Here is a 19,516-nt window from a genome sequence, read left to right as displayed (position 1 = left end):
GTCCGGACCCAGGAGCTCCTGGAACGCTTTCTCCCCCCGCCGCCGGCCCGCGTTCTGGACGTGGGCGGCGGGGCTGGCGGTGGCGCGCGGCCCCGCCTGAGGCCGGTCAGGCGCGGCGACCTGGCCGATGCGCGGCCATCCACTCCTCGTGCGGCGGGACCGGCTCGCGGACCACCCACAGGAAGAAGTAGGAACCCGTGTCGCCGAGGAACTTGAACCGCTTGCGCATGTCCCGCACCAACGCGTCGAAGTCCGGGAACGACCGGAGGTACTTCCGGAAGCCTCCGTGCTCCCGGTCCAGCTCCAGCATGGTCTGGGCGTTGTGCACGGTGGCCTCGATCTTCTTGCGGTTGCGGACGATCCTGGTGTCCGTGACCAGCCGGTCCACGTCCGGCGGCTCCAACTCGGCCACGCGCTCGGGGTCGAAGCCGAAGAACGCCTCCCGGAAGCCGCTCCACTTCGCCTCGATGACCTTCCAGCTGATGCCGCTCTGGAACGCGGCCTTGGTCATGACCTCCAGGTAGTCCGCCAACCCCTTGGGCCGGATCTGCTTCGGCGCCTCCACGTCGTTGCCTCCTTTCGCCGTCCCGAAGACGCCGAACGAAGCCTGTCGGAATCGACCGGGAAGAGCGAGGGGCGGGGGCCCAGCGGTCCCCACCCCTCGCCTTCGCTCGACCGCTTTACGTCTGGTGCACGAAGTAGATGTCTCGCTCCGCGACGTATGGGGAGATGCGCTGGACGATGCGGGTCCAGATCACCCCGAGCTTGTTCGCCGGCGTGAAGTAGCTGCTCATGAAGTCCCCGGGAGCGTCCGACTCGCTGGCGTCCGCCACCGGATGCGCCTCGTCCAGCGACGTCAGCGTCGGGATAGAGCCCGGCATCCAAACTGCTCCGTACACGCGCCAGGGGTCCTTGTTCGTCGGCCGGTAGTACACGCCCAGGCCGAGCAGGTTGCCGCTCGGCGAAACCGAGATCCAGCCGTATTCGTAGTGGCCCACCTGCGGGGTGATGTCCTGCTCCGTCCAGGTCTGCCCGTGGTCGGTGGAGTGGAACAGCCGGAGCGCGCTGGAGGTGGGGACGCCGTTGACGACCGTCTTCGCGTCCACGTACAGCGCCCAGATGGAACCGTCCGGCGCCACCTGGACCGTCGGCCAGCTCTGCGTGCTGTCCTTGGGGTTGATCCTGGTGATCAGGTACCGGTTCCAGGTCGCCCCGTCGTCCGAGGTGACGAACGCGTAGAGGTGGCTCACGTCGTTGGTGCAGATCACGTACACGTACGGCGAGCCGCCCCGGTGGTCCGCGGCGGGCCGGCACCAGCCCGAGTCGGGGAGGACCTGGCCGACGGGGTCGAAGGTATCGCCGGCGTCCGTCGACCGGTAGACCGTGTACCGCCCCCCGTCGCCGGCCATCGTGCCGTCGTTGCCGAAGTAGAAGACGTGTCCGTTCCCGTGGGCGATGACCCACGGGCGGTCGTCCAGCGGGCTGATGGTGGGCAGGATCGGCCGGGTGGTCTCGAGCGTCATGCTGGCCAGGCTGTTCCCGGTGACCTTCCATCGGGTGAACGTGACGTCGGTGACGTTGGTGTCCACGAAGTACAGGTGGCCCGCGTCGTCCAGGGCCAGGTCACCCTCGTCGCCGAACTCGTGCTGCTCGAGGCTCGCCGGGCTGAGTCCCGGGATGTCCACGAAGGTCTGCCCGCCGTCCACCGATACCCAGTCCCACGACATGCTTCGCGTGTAGGTGGGCGAGTTCTCATCCGGCGCCACCACCAGTTGCCAGTTCTCCTTGTGGGCGGCGGCGAAGATGTTGCCGTAGCGGTCGACGACCAGGCTCGGCTCGTAGCCGAAACCGAGATCCGGCGTGACCTTCACCGGTGACGTGAACGCGACCGGCCTCGTGGCGCCGGTGGCCGACCTCCCGGCCGACGCCGGCACCGCGATGGCCACGGCGGCCAGCACGGCCGCCCCCGCGGCCAGCGCTCGCCATGCGAGTCGCTTCATTTGCGGGCCTCCTCTCCCCTGGCAGGTGGCGGACCCTCCCCGCGGGATCCGCGGGTAGTTCGTTTCCGCTGATCACGGGATCGAAACCGGCGCCTTCACGGAAAATCGATGTGGAGAAGCAAGCCTGGCCCAACGCCGATGCGCCCCCTACACTCGGCGCGTGCGGACCTGCCCCAACTGTGGACGGGAGAGCCCGGCGGATTTCGCCTTCTGTCCCCATTGCGCCGCACCCCTCGGCGAGCCGGAGCCGGCGGGGGGCGAGGTCCGCAAGACCGTCACCGTCCTGTTCGCGGACGTGACCGGCTCGACGTCGCTGGGGGAGCGCCTGGACCCCGAGTCCATGCGCAGGGTCATGGGCCGCTACTTCAACGAGATGCGGGCCGTCCTGGAGCGCCACGGCGGAACCGTGGAGAAGTTCATCGGCGACGCGGTCATGGCCGTGTTCGGCGTTCCGGTGGTCCACGAGGACGACGCCCTCCGGGCGGTGCGGGCGGCGGCGGAGATGCGCGACGCGTTGCGCCTGCTGAACAAGGAGCTGGAACGCGACTTCGGGACCCAGATCGCGGCGCGCATCGGGGTGAACACCGGAGAGGTCGTGGCCGCCCAGGGCGCCCGCGCCGAGCACCTGGTGACCGGCGACGCGGTGAACGTGGCGGCACGGCTGGAGCAGGCCGCCGCGCCCGGGGATGTCCTGATCGGCGAAACGACGCACCGGCTGGTGCGCGACGCGGTGGAGGCCGAGCCAGTCGAGCCGCTGGCCCTGAAGGGGAAGGCCGAACCCGTGGCCGCCCACCGGCTGGTCCTGGTGCATCCGCTGGCGGCCGGGCTGGCCCGCCGGATGGACTCGCCGATGGTGGGCCGGGACCGGCAGCTCCGCCAGCTGGGCGAGGCCTTCGAATCGGCCGTGGAGGACCGGGCCTGCTACCTGTTCACGGTCCTCGGCTCGGCCGGCGTCGGGAAGTCCCGCCTGATCCAGGAGTTCCTGGGGTCGGTGTCCGAAGAGGCCACGGTCTTGCGGGGCCGGTGCCTCTCCTACGGCGAGGGCATCACGTTCTGGCCGGTGGCAGAGGCCATCGCCCAGGCCGCCCGCGTCGACGAGATCCACGGCCCCGACGAGGCCGGGTCCCGGCTCCTGTCGCTCCTGGAGCCCGAGGACGAGGCGCCATTGGTCGCGGACCGTCTCCTCCAGGTCCTGGGGCTGGGCGACTCGAGCGCTCCCACCCAGGAGATGTTCTGGGCGGTCCGCCGGTTGTTCGAGTCGATGGCGCGCCGGCGGCCCCTCGCCGTCGTGGTCGACGACATCCACTGGGCCGAGCCGACGCTCCTCGACCTGATCGAGCACATCGCCGACTGGACGCGCGACGCGCCCATCCTGCTGGTCTGCCCGGCCCGCCCGGAGCTGCTGGACACACGCCCGGGCTGGGGTGGCGGCAAGCTCAACGCCACCACCATCCTGCTCGAACCGCTGTCGGCGGAGGAGAGCGACACGCTCGTCACGAACCTGCTGGGCCAGGCCGACCTGGCCGAGGAGGCGCGCGCCCGTATCACCGAAGCCGCCGAGGGCAACCCCCTGTTCGTGGAGCAGATGCTGGCCATGCTGATCGACGACGGCCTGCTGGTCCGGCGGGAGGACGGCCGGTGGCGGACTTCGGGAGACCTCTCGTTAGTCGCCGTGCCGCCCTCCGTGCAGGCACTGCTGGCGGCCCGCCTGGATCGGTTGGGCTCGGAGGAGCGCGACGTGATCGGGCGCGCCGCCGTGGAGGGCAAGGAGTTCCACGCCGCGGCGGTGGAGGCGCTGCTCCCGGAGGGGGCCCGTTCCCGAGCAAGCGAGCTCCTCCGCGGCCTGGTTCGCCGCGAGCTGATACGGCCCAGCCGGGGCTCGTTCCCCGGCCAGGAGGCCTACCGGTTCCGCCACCAGCTGATCCGGGACGCCGCCTACGAGGCCGTCCCGAAGGGCGAGCGCGCCGACCTCCATCGCCGGTTCGCCGGGTGGCTAGAGGTCATGGCCGGCGACCGGGCCCAGGAATACGAGGAGTTCGTCGGCTACCACCTGGAGCAGGCCCACCGGTTCCGGTCCGAGCTGGGCCCGGTCGTCGGGGATGACCTGGAGGTAGCGCGGCGAGCCGGCACGCTGCTGGCGGCGGCCGGCCACCGGGCCGAGGGGCGAGGGGACGCCCTCGCCGCCAGGAACCTGCTGGGCCGGGCCATCGCCCTGCTGACCCCGCCGGACCCCGTCCGGGTTCGAGCCCTCATCAACCTCAATCGCGCCCTGTTCGTCAGCTCGGAATTCGCCGAGGCGGGGAAGATGCTGGAGGAAGCCGTCGACGAGGCACGAGCCCTCCCCGACCGCCGCCTGGAGATCCGCGCGGAGCTCGAGCGGTGGCAGCTCCGCAGCCAGGCCGATCCGGAGTTCTCGGTGCAGGACGCCGAGGCCTTCGCGAGGCGGGCCGTCATCGAGCTGGAGGAGCTGGGGGACGACGAGGGTCTGGCGCACGCGTGGCTGCTGGTGTCGAACGGTCCCTGGATCCGGGCCCAGTGGTCGCGGATGCGGGAACCGCTCGGCCGGGCCATCGAGTACGCCCGTCGGGCAGGCGACCTCCAACTGGAGCGGTGGCTGGAGGGGTGGCGGATGACGACCCTGCTCTGGGGCGAGACCCCCGCCGAGGACGCCCTCCCCGTGGTCCGCGAGTGGCTGGAGCGGTCGAAGGACAGCCTCGTGGGCGAGGCGACCGCCCGCCGGATCATGGCCGGCTTCCTCGCCCTGATCGGTGAGTTCGACGAGGCCCGAGGGCACCTGGAGCGGGCCCGTGAGATCTCCCGGGACGTGGGCCAGACCATCTCGCTGGCCACCCTGGGCTTCCACTACGGTCCCCTGGAACTCCTGGCCGGCGACCCGGTCGCCGCCGAGCGAGAGCTCCGGCCGGGCGTCGAGGAGCTCAAGCGAATCGGCGAGCGGGGATGGCTCTCGTCGCTGGCGCCGATCCTGGCCGAAGCGCTGTACCGCCAGGGCAGGTTCGACGAGGCGGACGAGTTCGCGGCGCTGGGCCGGGACGCTGCGAATCCTCAGGACAACGGCGCACAGTTCTGGTGGCGAACGGTCAAGGCCAAGCTCCTCGCGGCGGGCGGTGATCTCGAGGGAGCCGAGCAACTGGCCCGGGAGGCCGTCGAGCTCGTCCTGGCGACGGACGAGGTCGCTCACCAGGGAGACGCGTACATGGACCTCGCGGAGGTCCTTCGGATGGCGGGTCGCACGGAGGGCGCGGCCGCGGCGCTCCGGCAGGCCATCGATCGCTACAAGGGCAAGGGTGCCACCGTCCCCGCGGCCAGAGCCCGGGAGGCCCTCGCCTCGCTGGCTGTCTGAGGCGACCCCTACTTCAGCAGGTCCATCTCCCGGCGCACTCGTCCTCCGAGAAGTCGGCCCCCTTACGGGGGGGTCGCCACGGTGGTGTCGAGAGACTCGGCCGCCGCGGTGGCCCGGGTGGCCACCATCGCCACGGCCACGATGGCGACGATGCCCCCAACGATCTCGAGGGCCGTGACGTGTTGCCCCAGCACCACCAGCGCGGCCACCGCCGAGACCGGCGGCTCACCCAGCATGAGCAGCGACGACAGCGTGACGTCGACACGGGGATGGGCCCAGGCCAGCAGGAGGTGCCCGCCCTGCGCCCCCGCCACGAACAGCAGCAGCCACAGCCAGTCCGCGGTGCGAAACGTCGTGAACGACTGTCCGGAGGCGACCGTGATCGGGGTGACCACGAGGGCGGCCACCAGCGTCACCGTGGTCATGTACTCCACGGTGCCTACCCGCTGCCGGACGCGCTTGGAGACCAGGAAGTACGCCGTCCACACCAGCAGGGACGCCACCGCCAGGAGGTCGCCCCGGAGGCTCCAGGCCGGCGTGCCGCTCGAGGCCAGGACGAACTCGACCACGCCGACCACCGAGACGGCGACCCACAGCAGCTCGCGGCGGGTGACCCGCTCCCCGAACAGCCGCCCCGCCACCAGCAGGGTCAGGGCGGGCTGAAGAGCCCCGATCACCAGGACGTCGGCCACCTTGGTCTGCTTGATGGCTGAGAAGAAGAACACGATGTTCAGCGCGAACAGCACGCCGCCCGGGGCGGCCGACCTGATCATCGTCCACGCCAACCGGCGCCGGGTCGCGGCCAGGAGGACCACCATGGCCAGCGCGCCCAGCCACAGCCGGTAGAACGCGAACATCAGCGCCGGAACGTGCGCGATCCGCACGATGGTGTTGGCGAACGACCACCCCACGACCGGAGTGATCACCGCCAGGACGCCCAGCCGGGTGGCATGCAGGCCGGGCCGTCGCTCCTGGGCCACATGCCGATCGCCGGATCGTCCCTCCACGCCCATGCGCCGATTCTGGCAGGCGGAACGGACACGCCGGGAGCGCCGGCGGCGCCTTTCTCAGGCCGCCCGGTCGAGCGACCGCATCACGTCGTCCGGCAGCGACAGCCCCGCGGCGGCGACGTTCTCCTCGAGGTGGGCCACCTTGGACGTCCCCGGGATGGGGAGCATCACCGGCGAGCGCCGGAGCAGCCATGCCAGCGCGATCTGCCCCGCCGTGGCCCGCATCCGGCGAGCCGGCTCGTCCAGCGCCCCACCGGGCCGGGCGAGCTTTCCCACCGCCAGCGGGAACCACGGGAGGAACGCCAGCCCTTCCCGTTCGCAGGCCTCGAGGACGTCCTCGGAGCCCCGTTCGGTCAGGTTGTAGCGGTTCTGCACGGACACGATCGGGACGACCGCCTGGGCCCGCCGGAGCTCGTCGACCGATACCTCCGACAGGCCGAGGTGGCGAACCTTCCCCTCGTCGCGCAGCTCCTTCAGCGCGCCGAGCGACTCCTCCATCGGGACCTTGGGGTCGATGCGATGCCACTGGTACAGGTCGATCCGCTCCAGGCGGAGGCGGCGGAGGCTCCCCTCGCAGGCCGCCCGGAGGTGCTCGGGACGGCCGTCCTGGACCCACCGGCCCGGCCCCGGCCGCAGGAACCCTCCCTTGGTGGCGATCACCAGGTCGTCCGGATACGGATGGAGCGCCTCGGCGAGGAGGCGCTCGCTGAGCTCGGGGCCGTAGGAGTCGGCGGTGTCGATGAGGTTCACGCTGAGCTCGACGGCCCGTCGGAGCACCCGGATGCACTCCTCTCGGTCCTCCGGCTCACCCCATATCCCGGGACCGGTGAGGCGCATGGCGCCAAAACCCATCCGGTTGACCGTGAGGTCGCCGCCGATGGCGAGTGTTCCCGCCGTGGCCGCGGCTGGATTCGCCATGCACTCCACCCTACCCGCCGCCGAGCGGACCGATTCCGCGATGGACCAGAATGAGCGCCATGAGCGCTTCACCGGATCGAGCCGGCGGGTCCCGGTGGTCCGTCCGTTCGACGAACTCGATCCTGTCCATAGGGTCGAAGGGCTCCGTGCTCTCCATCGGGTCGGTGGGCTCGTTCCTGTCGATCGGGTCGATCGGGTCCTCGTTCAGCGCCTTCTCCATCGGCTCGTTCGCATCGCTCGGATCGATCCTGTCGGGCGCCTCCCGATGGTCGAGCATGTCGTGGCGGTCGCGTCGCGCCCTCATGGCCGGCCGGTAGATGGCCCAGCGCGTCCTCACCCAGCGGGAGCTGAACCGCGCCCTGCTGGCGAGGCAGCTCCTGCTCGACCCTGGAACATGAAGGCCTCGAGGTCCGCTCGGAGCAGGAGTCCGCCTGAGACGCATGCGACCCGCGGCTTCCCGGATCAAGGTTGACTCGACATGCCAGCTACATTGTGGGACGAGATGGCATCGAAGACTGCCGCGAAGAAGGCGGCGAGTTCCTCGAAGCGAGTCGTGAAGACATCCCGTCGCTACGGACGTCTCACACCCGCCCAGGTGAGGCGAGCGGTTGCCAAGGTCTCCCGCAAGTCCGCTTAGAGTCCCGGCTGCAATTGCTCGCTACGAGGACAACGTCTTCGTCAACTGTCCATTTGATGCCACCTACCGCCCGATCTTCGAGGCAATCGTGTTCGCGGTCCACGACTCCGGCTTCTACGCGCGGTCGGCCCTGGAGGTCGCCGACTCAGCGGAGAACCGCTTCGAGAAGATCGCTGCCATCATCAAGGGCAGCCGCTTCGGGATCCACGACATCTCGCGTACGGAATCGAACGACGAGGGACTCCCGCGGTTCAACATGCCACTCGAGCTCGGGTTGTTCCTCGGATGCAGGAGATATGGGTCTGCCCAGGATCGGCGAAAGGTGTGCCTCGTCCTCGACCGCGATCAGTACCGGTACCAGCGATTCATCTCCGACATCGCGGGCCAGTACGTCGCTGCTCACAAGAACGAACCTCGCCAGGCGGTCCTGGAGGTGCGCGGCTGGCTCAGGACGAGCTCCAGGCGAAGCGGGATCCCTGGCGGTGGAGTCATCTGGGACCGGTTCCAGGTGTTCCAGCGGGACCTCCCGGCGATGTGCCAGGAGGCCCGCATCTCCCCCGCCGAGCTCACATTCGCCGATCGCACTCAGCTGATCAGCAACTGGCTACTCGAGAACGCCCCGTAGCAGGAATCATCAGGCGACCGCTTCGATGGATTCCCGCGTGGGCTCGAGGGCCCAGGACAGGACGTCGTCGACGGACTCGGCGATGTGGAACTCGATGTCGGCTCGGACCTGCTCGGGGACGTCGTCCAGGTCGCCCTCGTTGCGCTTGGGGACGATGACCTCCTTCAGGCCCGCCCGGTGCGCGGCCAGCACCTTCTGCTTCACGCCGCCGATCGGGAGCACCCGGCCCTGGAGGGTGACCTCGCCGGTCATGCCGACCGTCGACTTCACCGGCCGCCCGGTGAGCAGCGACGCCAGGGCCGTGGTCATGGTCACGCCCGCGCTGGGCCCGTCCTTGGGAACCGCGCCCGCCGGCACGTGCACGTGGAACCGCCGGTTCAGCTGGTCGGCGGCGATCCCGAGCTCGGGGGCGTGCCCTCGCACGTAGGACAGCGCGATCTGCGCGGACTCCTTCATGACGTCACCCAGCTGTCCGGTCAGCGTGAGACCGGGCTCGCCGTCCATGACCGAGGCCTCGATGAACAGCACGTCGCCGCCGGTGCCGGTCACGGCCAGGCCGGTCGCGACGCCGGGGACGCTGGTCCGATCGGCCGCCTCGAAGAAGAACTTCGGACGGCCCAGGAACTCGCGCAGTTGCTCCGCCTCAACCGTCACCGGGGTCTCCACGGAGCCCGAAGCGATCTGGGTGGCGGCCTTCCGCAGGAGCTTGCCGATCTCCCGCTCCAGGTTCCGCACCCCGGCCTCGCGCGTGTAGTCGCCCACGATGGCCCGGAGCGTCCCGTCGGGCAGCACGACCTCGCCAACGGACAGGCCGTTCCGCTCCACCTGCCGGGCCACCAGGTGGTCCCGGGCAATGGCGACCTTCTCGTCCTCGGTGTAGCCGTCCAAACGGATGACCTCCATCCGGTCGAGCAGCGGTCCCGGAACGGTCTCCGCGACGTTGCCGGTGGCGATGAACAGGACCTCGGACAGGTCCAGGTCGACGTCAAGGTAGTGGTCCCGGAACGTGTGGTTCTGGGCGGGGTCCAGGACCTCCAGCAGCGCGCTCGACGGGTCGCCTCGCCAGTCCGCACCGACCTTGTCGATCTCGTCCAGCATCATCACCGGGTTCTTCGTGCCGGCATCCTTCAGCGCTCGCACGATCCGTCCGGGCATGGCCCCGACGTAGGTGCGGCGGTGCCCCCGGATCTCGGCCTCGTCGTGGATGCCGCCCAGGGCCACCCGGACGAACTTGCGGCCGAGGGCGCGGGCCACGGATTCGCCGAGCGAGGTCTTGCCCACCCCGGGCGGACCGATCAGCGTGAGGATGGCGCCCGAGCCGCGGCCGGTGGATGTCTCGGCAAGGCCGCGCTCGCGCCGGAGCTTCCGCACCGCCAGGTACTCGACGATGCGGTCCTTCACGTCCTCCAGGCCGGTGTGGTCCTCGTCAAGGATCCGGCGGGCGTCGGGGATGTCCAGGTTGTCGTCGGTCCGAACGTTCCACGGCAGCTCGACCAGCCAGTCCAGGTAGGTGCGGATCCAGCCGTACTCGGGCGACTGCTCGGAGGTGCGCTCCAGCCGGCCCAGCTCGCGCTCGGCCTGTTGCTGCACGGCCTCGGGCATGCCCGCCTCGGCGATCTTGGTCCGGTACTCCTCGACGACGTTCTCTTCCGTGTCCTCGCCGAGCTCCTTGCGGATGGCCTCCATCTGCTGGCGCAGCAGAAACTCCCGCTGGCGCTTGTCCATGTTCTCGGCGACGTCGCGGCGGACCTTGTCCTTCAGCTCCACCTCGGCCAGGGTCTCCTTGGTCCACTGGACCACGACCTCCAGCCGCCGCTCGACGTCGAGGGTCTCCAGGATCTGGACCTTCCGCTCGAGCGACAGGTCCGGCGAGTAGCCCGACATGTCGGCCAGGGCGCTTGGCTCCTCGATGCCGCGGAGAAACTCCGCGACCTGCGGCACGCCCCGGGCCTCGACGATGGCCTCCACGGCGGCCCGGTACTCGCGGGCCAGCTCGCGGGTGCGAGCAGTTTCCGCGTTCGTCTCGACGGCCTCCGAGACGGTGACCCACGTGGCGTCGCCGGTCCCGGCCACGCCGGTGCCGACGGCGGCCCGGTGCAGGCCCCGGATCACCAGGGCCTCCATGCCGTTGCGCAGGCGCCCCACGTCCTCGATCACGGCCACGGTGCCGACGGTCGCGTAGCGGCTGCCCACGCGCGGAACCAGCAGGAGCTGGTCGTCGTGGGACCGCGCGGCCTCTGCGGCCCGCTGGGCGTCCTCGGTCTCCAGGGTCAGCGTGACCACCATCCCCGGGAGGACGACCCCCGAGGTCAGTGGCAGAAGGGGCAGGATCTGGGTTTCGAGCTGGTCAGGCATGTCTTCTCCCGGCTTCATGGGCTTACGGAGTGGAGAACGCCGTCCAGGGCCGGGCTATTCCGTCCCTCCGGCCAAAGTTGAGCGTACGGGACTCAAGCTTGGCGCCGGCACCCTGTCCGGCGGTCCCGGGCACATCGCCTTCCGCGGTGCCTCGCCCGATGCTCTGCGGTCCATTGCGGGTAGTGTTCAGCGTTGGAACCGGGTGAGAAGAGAAAAGGGAGGATCGGCCATGAGCAGGTATGTCGACGCCTTGATGGATGAGGTCAAGGCCAGGGACCCCGGCCAGGTGGAGTTTCACCAGGCCGTCCGTGAGGTAGCGGAATCGGTCGAGCTGATCCTCGACCGCCACCCCGAATACCGCCACACGAAGATGCTCGAGCGAATCATCGAGCCCGAGCGCGTGATCATGTTCCGCGTCCCGTGGGTCGACGACGCGGGCGAGATCCAGGTCCACCGCGGCTACCGCATCGAGATGAACAGCGCCATCGGCCCCTACAAGGGCGGCCTGCGGTTCCACCCCAGCGTGTACCTGGGCCTGCTGAAGTTCCTGGCGTTCGAGCAGGTGTTCAAGAACGCATTGACCGGGCTCCCCATGGGCGGCGGCAAGGGCGGGGCCAACTTCGACCCGCACGGCAAGTCCGACGGCGAGGTCATGCGCTTCTGCCAGTCCTTCATGACCGAGCTCCAGCGCCACATCGGGCCGAACACGGACGTGCCCGCCGGCGACATCGGCGTGGGGACCCGCGAGATCGGCTACCTGTTCGGGCAGTACAAGCGGATCCGCAACGAGTTCACCGGCGTGCTCACGGGCAAGGGGCTGGAGTGGGGCGGCTCGCTGATCCGGCCCGAGGCCACCGGCTACGGCACCGTGTACTTCGCCCACGAGATGCTCTCCTCGCGGGACGACTCGCTCGAGGGGAAGACGTGCCTCGTGTCCGGCTCCGGCAACGTGGCGCAGTACACCATCGAGAAGCTGCTGCACATGGGGGCGAAGCCCGTGACCGCGTCGGACTCCGGCGGGATCGTCCACGACCCGAATGGGATCGACAACGAGAAGCTGGCCTGGATCATGGACCTGAAGAACGTCCGCCGGGGCCGGATCGCCGAGTACGTGGAGCGTTACCCGGGCGCGACCTTCATCCCGCACGACCCCACGGCCGATGCCTGTCCGCTGTGGGCCATACCGGCGGACTGCGCGTTCCCGTCGGCCACGCAAAACGAGATCAACGCGAAGGACGCGGCCAACCTGCTGAATGGCGGCGTCTTCGTAGTGGCCGAGGGTGCGAACATGCCGACGACGCCCGATGGCGTGGAGCAGTTCATGGCCGCCGGCATCCTGTACGGGCCGGGCAAGGCCGCGAACGCGGGCGGGGTGGCGGTGTCAGGGCTGGAGATGTCGCAGGACGCCCTGCACATCAGCTGGGCCCGCGAGGAGGTCGACCACCGGCTGAAGGACATCATGAAGGCCATCCACAAGCAGTGCCGGGAGACCGCCGAGGAGTACGGGACGCCGGGGAATTACGTCAACGGCGCCAACATCGCGGGCTTCAAGAAGGTTGCCCACGCCATGCTGGACCAGGGCCTGGTGTAGCGGATGGACGAGATCCGCACGTCGATCGAGAACGCCGTCCGGTACCTGAGCGAGCACCCGGACGAGGCCCGCTACACCGACTCGGCGGCGACGGCCCGGATCGAGGAGGGCCTCCGGGTTCGGGTGGAGGGGCCGGACGGCGCCTCGCTCGTCACCGACATGCCCACCTCGGTCGGAGGCGGGGGATCGGCCCCGTCGGCCGGGTGGGTGTTCCGGGCCGGGCTGGCGGGCTGTGTGGCCACGCTCATCGCCATGGAGGCGGCGCGTGAGGGCCTCACCCTGGACACGCTGGAGGTGACCGCCGACAGCGAGTCGGACGACCGGGGCATTCTGGGGATGGACCCGTCGGTGCCGGCCGGGCCCCTGTCGATGCGGGTGCGGGTCCGGGCCGCCGCCGCGGGCGCGTCGCCCGAGCAGCTCCGCACCGTGATCGAGCGGGGCAAGGCGCTGTGCCCCGTGTGCGATGCGGCCCAGCGCGAGGTCCCGGTCACCCTGGAGATCGAGGCCTGAGCCCGGAGTCAGAGTCCGAACCTGATGGGGAATCGGTCCTCGCCCCAGTGAGGGCGCGCCGGTCCCAGGATGGTGAGCTCGATCCCAAGCTGGCGGTACCGCTCGATCATCTCGGGGGACAGGATCCCGCAACACATCGAGAAGCCCCGGGCTCGAGCCTCGAGCCAGCTCCGGGCGATCACACCGGCAAGCACCCGGTGGTCCGGGGTCCGGTGAGGCGACATGACGAGGGTTCGGTCGAAGTTGACGACCCCGCCCATGGGCTCGACGAGCATGTCGAACGCCTCTTCCGTCGGAAGCCGGCGACCCGGCACGGGAAACACCACACGAGACGACCCGGCCAGCTCGTGCCCCGCCCTCGCCACCACGTGCACCGCGCCGTCGTCGAAGCCATCGCGCTCGGTGCCGTCGGGGAACTCCTCCGGACGGGCCCATCCCTGCTCCACCACCACCTCGTACCGAAGCCGGTAGACGGCCTCGCGCTCTTCGCGCGACTCGGCCAGCCCGATGGCGATGGGGGCAGCCCGCTCGATCCACAAGCGGGCCAGGGAATCCAGGGCCGACAGCAATCGAGCCCACTGTTCCTCGGGAAGCGTCTCCACCTCGGTCCTCGGTGCTCCGTTCAGGAGCCGGGGAGGAGGATAGCCGCGCGCCTGGTTGCGCCGCATTCCCGTGATCAAGAGAATGCGAACCGGCCAGGTGGCGGTCCGACGGGATTGCGAGGGAGGCTCGATGAGCGAGGAGATTCCTGAGCGGGGCAAGGTCAGCCGGAGAGCGCTGCTCGCGGGTGGCGGGGCGGCAGTTGCCGGCCTATCCCTCGGCGGCGCGCGCGCCGCGGTCGCGCAGGGGGCGCGACGGCCTCGGGGCCAGGTCGGCGTGGGCACGGAAGACAAGAACTCCATCCAGATGATGTTCAAGATCGATCAAGCCGGGGTCGAGTTCACGACCTACGGCTACCTGACGCACATCGCCGGGCTCAAGGACTCCGCCCTGTTCGCCGGCCCACAGCGAGACGAGACGACGGCCCTCTTCACGGTCTTCAGCGTCACCCACATGAAGGGCCGCTCGGTCAACGATCCGATCCACGCCCTCCAGGTCTCGGGTCCGATGGACATCTACCTGCGGGACGCGCCGGGGGCGGACTTCGGGAACCCGGACTCGTTCAGATCGGGCAAGCTCATCGCCTCCCTCGCCGGAGACTTCCAGAGCATCGTGAACGTCACGGCGCCTGACAAGGGCCTCGAGACGCTGATGGGATCGCTTCGCCAGACCGCCGCGCACCGGTTCGCGTTCAAGGGCGCGAGCCACGTCCTGGGGCAGGTCGGGCTGCGGCAACGGGTCACGGCGACCGGCGACGGCACGCTGCTGGAGCCGACCGAACCGAAGTCAGTCCTCCTCCTGGCCGGCAACATGGTCGTGGTCGACTGATGCGAGCTCAGACGGCGTAGTCGTCCCGACGGACCAGGCCTCGGATCGGTTCGCCACGAAGGTGGCGGAGGACGTTCTCGGCCGCGTACCGGTTCGCCTCGACCAGCGATCCCGGTGTCAGGGCGGAGTTGTGTGGCGAGCCCAGCACGTTCGGCAGATCGAAGAACGGGAACGCCGTCCGGAAGGGCTCGCCGTGGTGCGGCTCGTCCCACCAGGCGTCGATGCCTGCGGAGAACTGCGGGTGGCCGCGGAGGTGCTCGTAGAGGGCGGCCTCGTCCACGATCGCGCCCCGGGCCACGTTCACCAGGATCGCGTCCGGCTTCATCAGCTCGAGCTCCCGGCGCCCGATCAGGCCGCGGGTCGACCGCGTCAGCGGGACGGAGATGACCAGCACGTCGGCGGCGGCCGGGACGCGATCCAGGTCGTCGAGTGTTCCGGCGAACTCGACCGGGCGGTCGGTCCGACCCGAGCGGTTGATCGCGTGGATCCGCGCGCCGCACGCCTCGAAGAGCGCCGCACAGGCGTGCCCGATCCCGCCGAACCCGAGGGTCCCCACCACAGAACCGCGGACGGACTTGGTCAGGGTCCGCTGGTCGAACTCGCCCCTGGCCAGCTTCGCGTGCAGCTGCGGCAGCCGCTTGGCCAGGGCGAGGGCCATGGCCAGGACGTGCTCGGCCATGGGTCCGGCGTAGGCCCCGGCGTTCGAGGCCACCGGCACCTCGGCGGGCAGCCGGTCGAACGGGATGTGATCCACCCCGGCGGAGACGAACTGGATCAGCCCCACGCCGGCCAGCTGCTCGAGCTCCTCCGGCTCGAGCTCCGCGTCCAGGTTCCACGCGAGGACGGCGTCGGCCGTCTCGAGTGCCTCACGCCGCTCGCCGGGAGCCAGGTCGGCGAGGAACACCACCGAGGCCGCCGTCCCCAGGACGTCGACGATCGCGTCCTTGATCTCACCGGACGCGCCGAAGGTCACGACGACGATCGCGGTGCCGGTGGCCTTCATGGCCATCCACTGTAGGCTCGCCGGCGCAGATGGATGCGATCAGATCACTTCCGGACCGGGCGGGGGCGCGGCCGGAGACCGGGCCGGCCATGCCGCATCAACAGCTGAGCCAGAACGCGCCGCCGGAGCTGCAGGAGGCGTTGTTCGAGCGGGCCGCCCGGCTGCCGGGCGTCCGGGTCGGCCGCAGCGGGGTGTCGGTACCGGGCGCCCGCGCGTTCATCCTCGACGAAGAGCTGGCCCAGGGTCCGCCCGAGGCGTTCATGGTCGGCACGGAGTTCGCGCATCTCCACCCGCCGTACGACGGGAGCCTCCATCTCGCGCTGGCGGCGGAGGCGGCCACGGAGCTCGAACGCAAGGGCTGGGGCGAGCTGCACCCGCTGGCCCGGATGGGCGTCATGCCGCCGACCGCCCTGATGGTCTTCGGCCCGCGAGACGCCGGCGAGCTCGAGGTCGTTTGGACGATCCTCCAGGCTTCCCACGCGTTCGCGCGAGGCTCGGGGGACCAGACGGGCGCGGACGAGTAGGCTCCGGCGCAACATGGCGCAGGACGCGACCGCCGCAGGTCCCGGCCATCCGCTCGCCGAACGGTTGCGGCAGTCGGAGATGGCGGCGCTCGACCTCTATGTCGTCTACCTGGGGGAGCGCCTCGGCCTGTATCAGGCCCTGGCCGAGGGCGGTCCCGCCACGCCGGCCCAGCTGGCAGTCCGAACGGGGACGGCAGAGCGCTACGTCCGCGAATGGCTGGAGCACCAGGCCGTCGCCGGGTTGATCGACGTCCACGTCGAGGAAGAGAACTCCCCGACGAGCTCGGACGCCGAGCGCCGCTACGTCCTCCCGGCCGAGCACGTCGAGGTGCTGGTCGATCGGGACAGCCTGTCGTTCTCGGCGCACAAGGCCATCGACATCGTGCGGGCGAGCCGCCGCCTGCCGGAGCTGGTGGAGGCCTTCCGGACCGGCGGCGGGATCCCGCCACTTCCCTGGGAGCCCGAGGGGAGGGCGGACTTCAACCGTCCGCGGTTCGTGAACCTGCTGGGCAAGGCGTGGCTTCCGTCCATCCCGGAAGTCCACGAGCGGCTGACGTCCGACCCACCCGCTCGGGTGGCCGACGTCGCATGCGGAACCGGATGGTCCAGCATCGCGATGGCTCAGGCCTACACGCGGATCACGGTGGACGGGTTCGACCTCGACGAGGCGGCGATCGAGCGAGCCACCGGGAATGCGCGGGAAGAAGGGGTGGCCGACCGTGTGGCGTTCCGGGCCGCGGACGCCGCGGATCCCGGCTTCTCCGGCCGCTACGACCTCGCCACGATCTTCGAGGCCCTCCACGACATGTCCCGCCCGGTCGAGGCGCTCCGGGCGGCGCGCTCGCTCCTCGACAAGGGCGGATGGTTGCTAGTGGCGGACGAGCTGGTGGATGAGGAGTTCTCGGCCCAGGCCGGCGACCGCGAGCGTTACGTCTACGGATGGAGCGTGGTGAGCTGCCTCCCGGACGCCATGGGAGACCCCGGGACGGCCGCGACCGGCGCCGTCATGCGCCCCGCGACGCTCCGCGCCTATGCGCTGGAGGCGGGATTCGAGGGGGTCGAGGTCCTCCCGATCGAGACCGAGTTCTGGCGCTTCTACCGGCTGATCCCGTAGCAGCCCCGGCCGGGGGTCACCCGATCGACTGATGTGAGAGATCCGCGAGCCCCCGTAGCCTGAAGATGGAAGTTCGACCGGCCTCGAGGCAAGCCCGCATGGAACAACCGTGTCCAGACGCGAAACCGACATCCCACCGGAAGGCATCCTCGCCGAGATCGAGCAGGTCCTGGTCTCGGAGGGTTCGCCCGAGCACACGCTGGAGAAGGTGGGCGACGGGCTCCGCCAGCTCGTCCCGCACGACACCCTGACCATCTACACGGCCGACGTCACCCGCCGGCTCCTGCGCCCGACCCTGGTCCGGGACCAGTACGCGGAAGAGCTCCTGGCCATGGGGACCATCGCATTCGGCACCGGCATCACGGGAACCGTGGCCGAGACGGCCGAACCGGCCCTGGTGCAGGACGTGATGGCGGACCCGCGATCGCAGCACATCCCCGGGACGCCGGACGAGCCGGAGGCGCTCATCGCCATCCCGCTCGTGGCCCGCGCGGAGCTGAAGGGCGTGCTGTGCCTGTACCGCCTGGGCGCCGGGAACGTGTTCACGCAGGATGAGTTCCGGCTGGCCATCCGGTTCGGGAACCTGGCCGCCCTCGCCATCGACAACGCGGACATCCGGGCCCGGCTCCAGACGCAGGTGGTGACCGACCACCTCACCGGGTTGCACAACCACCGCTTCTTCCACGAACGCCTGGCCGAGGAGGTGGCCCGGGCCATGCGCCTCCACTCGAGCGTGGCGCTGCTGGTGTTCGACATCGACGACTTCAAGTGGATCAACGACGGCTACGGGCACCTCATCGGCGACCAGGTGCTCCAGGAACTGGCCAGCTCCTGCCGGGCGGTGTGCCGGGCGGAGGACCCGGTGTGCCGCATCGGCGGGGAGGAGTTCGCCATCCTCCTGCCGGGCCAGACCGTTCCCCAAGCCGCCGTGCTGGCGGACCGGCTCCTGGATGCGGCGCGGGCCCTGAGGTTGCCGTTCGACATCCGGATCACCATCAGCATCGGCCTGGCCGAGGCGCCCCGCCAGGCCACCGGCCCCCGCCACCTGTTCGCCGGCGCGGACGCCGCCCTGCTGGCCGCCAAGGCAGCGGGCAAGGACCGCGTGGTGGTGTTCGGGAGCGAGGAGTTCGCCCACGCGACCGAATGGCGCGAGCAGCCGTGGCGACCGGGCGCGCATCGGCCTCCGGGAGCCCCCGCATGGCGTCCGCTGAAGGGCGAGCTTCCCGACCTCAACCTGTCGGAGCTCAGCTCGCTGGCCCAGATGCGCATGCTCCACAAGCTGGCCTCGCGCCTGACCCGGCTGAACGACGAGGCCGCCATCGGCGAGGTCATCACCGCGGAGTTGCGCGGGCTGATCGACTACCACAACTGCCGGGTGTACGTGCTGGACGAGGCGTCGCAGATGCTGGTCCCGGTGGCGTTCCGCGGAGAGCTGTCCGAGTACGAGGGCGAGACGTTCGACGCGCTGCTCACGCGGGTCGGCGAGGGGGCCACCGGCATGGCCGTGGAACGTCGGGAGACCATCTACGTCCCCGACGCCGCGCACTGCGAGTTCGCGGTGCAGATCGAGGGGACCCCCGAGATCGACGAGACCATCCTGGCGGTGCCGCTCCTGTACGCGGAACGGGCCACCGGCGTCATCGTGCTGTCACGGCTCGGTCTCGACCAGTTCGACGAGAACGAGCGGCGCCTGCTGGAGGTGCTGGCCTTCAACGCCGCGACCGCGTTCGAGAACGCCAGGCTGATCAAGGGCGAGCGCGACGCGGCCCGAACGCTCGAGGAGGCGTATCTGTCAACGGTGGAGGCGCTGGCCAACGCGCTGGAGGCCAAGGACACGCACACGCACGACCACGCTCGGGCCCTCGCGGAGATGGCCATCGCGGTCGGCCGCGAGCTGGGCCTGGAAGGCGAGCCGCTTCGAACCCTGGAGCTCGCGGCGCTGTTCCACGACATCGGGAAGATCGGCGTGGCCAGCGAGATCATCCGCAAACCCGGCGCGCTCACGCCAGAGGAGTGGGTGGAGATGAAGCGGCACCCCGGCATCGGGGCGCAGATCATCGCGCCCGTACCGTTCCTCCAGCCCCTCGTGCCGATCGTGCAGGCCTGCCACGAGCACTGGGACGGAAACGGCTACCCCGAGGGCCTGAGCGGAACGGACATCCCGGTCGAAGCCCGGATCATCCTGGTGTGCGACGCGTTCCACGCCATGACCAGCGACCGCCCGTACCGGAGAGCGCTACCCGTCTCCGAAGCGATCAGGCGCCTCCAGGAATCCGCCGGCACCCAGTTCGACCCCATGGTCGTCGACGCCTTCGTGCGCCTGGACCGGGCCGGCAGAATAGAAACCGGCCACCGCGACCTGAGCGCTTGAGCGCGTGAGGCAACTACCAGGCAGCAACCACCCCTTACTCTCCAAGGGGATAGGCGGGGGGGTCAACAT

At 70.2% G+C, this 19,516-nt stretch carries 16 protein-coding genes; 9 read left to right on the top strand and 7 right to left on the bottom strand.

Annotated elements, in window-relative coordinates:
* Positions 1–106: 106 nt before the first annotated feature.
* Positions 107–565 carry a DNA-3-methyladenine glycosylase I gene (locus M3Q23_09840; protein MDP9342373.1) on the bottom strand — a complete coding sequence of 153 codons (459 nt, stop codon included), beginning with the start codon at positions 563–565 and terminating at the stop codon, positions 107–109.
* A gap of 115 nt (positions 566–680) precedes the next feature.
* A complete protein-coding gene (locus M3Q23_09835; protein ID MDP9342372.1) occupies positions 681–2,000 on the bottom strand; it encodes a hypothetical protein in 1,320 nt (439 codons plus the stop codon).
* Between the two features lie 160 nt (positions 2,001–2,160).
* Here M3Q23_09835 and M3Q23_09830 point away from each other — a divergent pair, with 160 nt between their 5' ends.
* Positions 2,161–5,361, top strand: coding sequence for an AAA family ATPase (locus M3Q23_09830; GenBank protein ID MDP9342371.1), 3,201 nt, complete (start codon positions 2,161–2,163; stop codon positions 5,359–5,361).
* A gap of 62 nt (positions 5,362–5,423) precedes the next feature.
* Here the strand turns inward: M3Q23_09830 and M3Q23_09825 are convergent, their stop codons facing one another.
* Both M3Q23_09825 and M3Q23_09820 read right to left on the bottom strand, forming a co-directional pair.
* Positions 5,424–6,374 carry a DMT family transporter gene (locus tag M3Q23_09825; GenBank protein MDP9342370.1) on the bottom strand — a complete coding sequence of 317 codons (951 nt, stop codon included), beginning with the start codon at positions 6,372–6,374 and terminating at the stop codon, positions 5,424–5,426.
* 54 nt (positions 6,375–6,428) lie between these two features.
* A complete protein-coding gene (locus M3Q23_09820; GenBank protein MDP9342369.1) occupies positions 6,429–7,289 on the bottom strand; it encodes an aldo/keto reductase in 861 nt (286 codons plus the stop codon).
* Positions 7,290–7,339: 50 nt separating this feature from the next.
* Between M3Q23_09820 and M3Q23_09815 the strand changes: the two genes are divergently transcribed.
* Both M3Q23_09815 and M3Q23_09810 read left to right on the top strand, forming a co-directional pair.
* Positions 7,340–7,606: a hypothetical protein gene (locus tag M3Q23_09815; protein ID MDP9342368.1), complete on the top strand. Its 267-nt coding sequence runs from the start codon at positions 7,340–7,342 to the stop codon at positions 7,604–7,606.
* A 408-nt stretch (positions 7,607–8,014) separates the two neighbouring features.
* Positions 8,015–8,551, top strand: a complete 537-nt coding sequence (locus M3Q23_09810) for a nucleotide-binding protein (GenBank protein ID MDP9342367.1) — start codon at positions 8,015–8,017, stop codon at positions 8,549–8,551.
* Between the two features lie 9 nt (positions 8,552–8,560).
* On the opposite strand, the gene lon is transcribed toward M3Q23_09810, so the two are convergent.
* Positions 8,561–10,906, bottom strand: a complete 2,346-nt coding sequence (gene lon, locus M3Q23_09805; GenBank protein MDP9342366.1) for an endopeptidase La — start codon at positions 10,904–10,906, stop codon at positions 8,561–8,563.
* Between the two features lie 229 nt (positions 10,907–11,135).
* On the opposite strand from lon, the gene gdhA reads away from it, so the two are divergent.
* Positions 11,136–12,497, top strand: a complete 1,362-nt coding sequence (gene gdhA / locus M3Q23_09800; protein ID MDP9342365.1) for an NADP-specific glutamate dehydrogenase — start codon at positions 11,136–11,138, stop codon at positions 12,495–12,497.
* 3 nt (positions 12,498–12,500) lie between these two features.
* Positions 12,501–13,007: an OsmC family protein gene (locus M3Q23_09795; GenBank protein ID MDP9342364.1), complete on the top strand. Its 507-nt coding sequence runs from the start codon at positions 12,501–12,503 to the stop codon at positions 13,005–13,007.
* An 8-nt stretch (positions 13,008–13,015) separates the two neighbouring features.
* Here M3Q23_09795 and M3Q23_09790 read toward each other — a convergent pair whose 3' ends face one another.
* Positions 13,016–13,609 carry a GNAT family N-acetyltransferase gene (locus tag M3Q23_09790; protein MDP9342363.1) on the bottom strand — a complete coding sequence of 198 codons (594 nt, stop codon included), beginning with the start codon at positions 13,607–13,609 and terminating at the stop codon, positions 13,016–13,018.
* A 130-nt stretch (positions 13,610–13,739) separates the two neighbouring features.
* On the opposite strand from M3Q23_09790, the gene M3Q23_09785 reads away from it, so the two are divergent.
* Positions 13,740–14,435 (top strand): hypothetical protein, encoded by a 696-nt coding sequence (locus tag M3Q23_09785; protein MDP9342362.1) that lies wholly within the window; start codon positions 13,740–13,742, stop codon positions 14,433–14,435.
* Positions 14,436–14,442: 7 nt separating this feature from the next.
* Here M3Q23_09785 and M3Q23_09780 read toward each other — a convergent pair whose 3' ends face one another.
* Positions 14,443–15,438 carry a 2-hydroxyacid dehydrogenase gene (locus M3Q23_09780; protein ID MDP9342361.1) on the bottom strand — a complete coding sequence of 332 codons (996 nt, stop codon included), beginning with the start codon at positions 15,436–15,438 and terminating at the stop codon, positions 14,443–14,445.
* Positions 15,439–15,467: 29 nt separating this feature from the next.
* Here M3Q23_09780 and M3Q23_09775 point away from each other — a divergent pair, with 29 nt between their 5' ends.
* The 3 genes from M3Q23_09775 to M3Q23_09765 all read left to right on the top strand — a co-directional run bounded on the left by M3Q23_09775 (position 15,468) and on the right by M3Q23_09765 (position 19,447).
* Positions 15,468–15,962, top strand: coding sequence for a DUF5519 family protein (locus M3Q23_09775; protein MDP9342360.1), 495 nt, complete (start codon positions 15,468–15,470; stop codon positions 15,960–15,962).
* Positions 15,963–15,975: 13 nt separating this feature from the next.
* On the top strand, positions 15,976–17,076 hold the full coding sequence (locus M3Q23_09770; protein ID MDP9342359.1) for a methyltransferase domain-containing protein: 1,101 nt from the start codon (positions 15,976–15,978) through the stop codon (positions 17,074–17,076).
* A 109-nt stretch (positions 17,077–17,185) separates the two neighbouring features.
* Entirely contained in the window at positions 17,186–19,447 is a 2,262-nt protein-coding gene (locus M3Q23_09765) for a diguanylate cyclase (GenBank protein MDP9342358.1), read from the top strand.
* Positions 19,448–19,516 lie beyond the last annotated feature (69 nt).

The organism is Actinomycetota bacterium (assembly GCA_030774015.1).
Taxonomy (GTDB): domain Bacteria; phylum Actinomycetota; class UBA4738; order UBA4738; family JACQTL01; genus JALYLZ01.
Note: the sequence above shows the minus strand (reverse complement) of the source record. Positions and strands in the feature narration are given on the sequence as shown.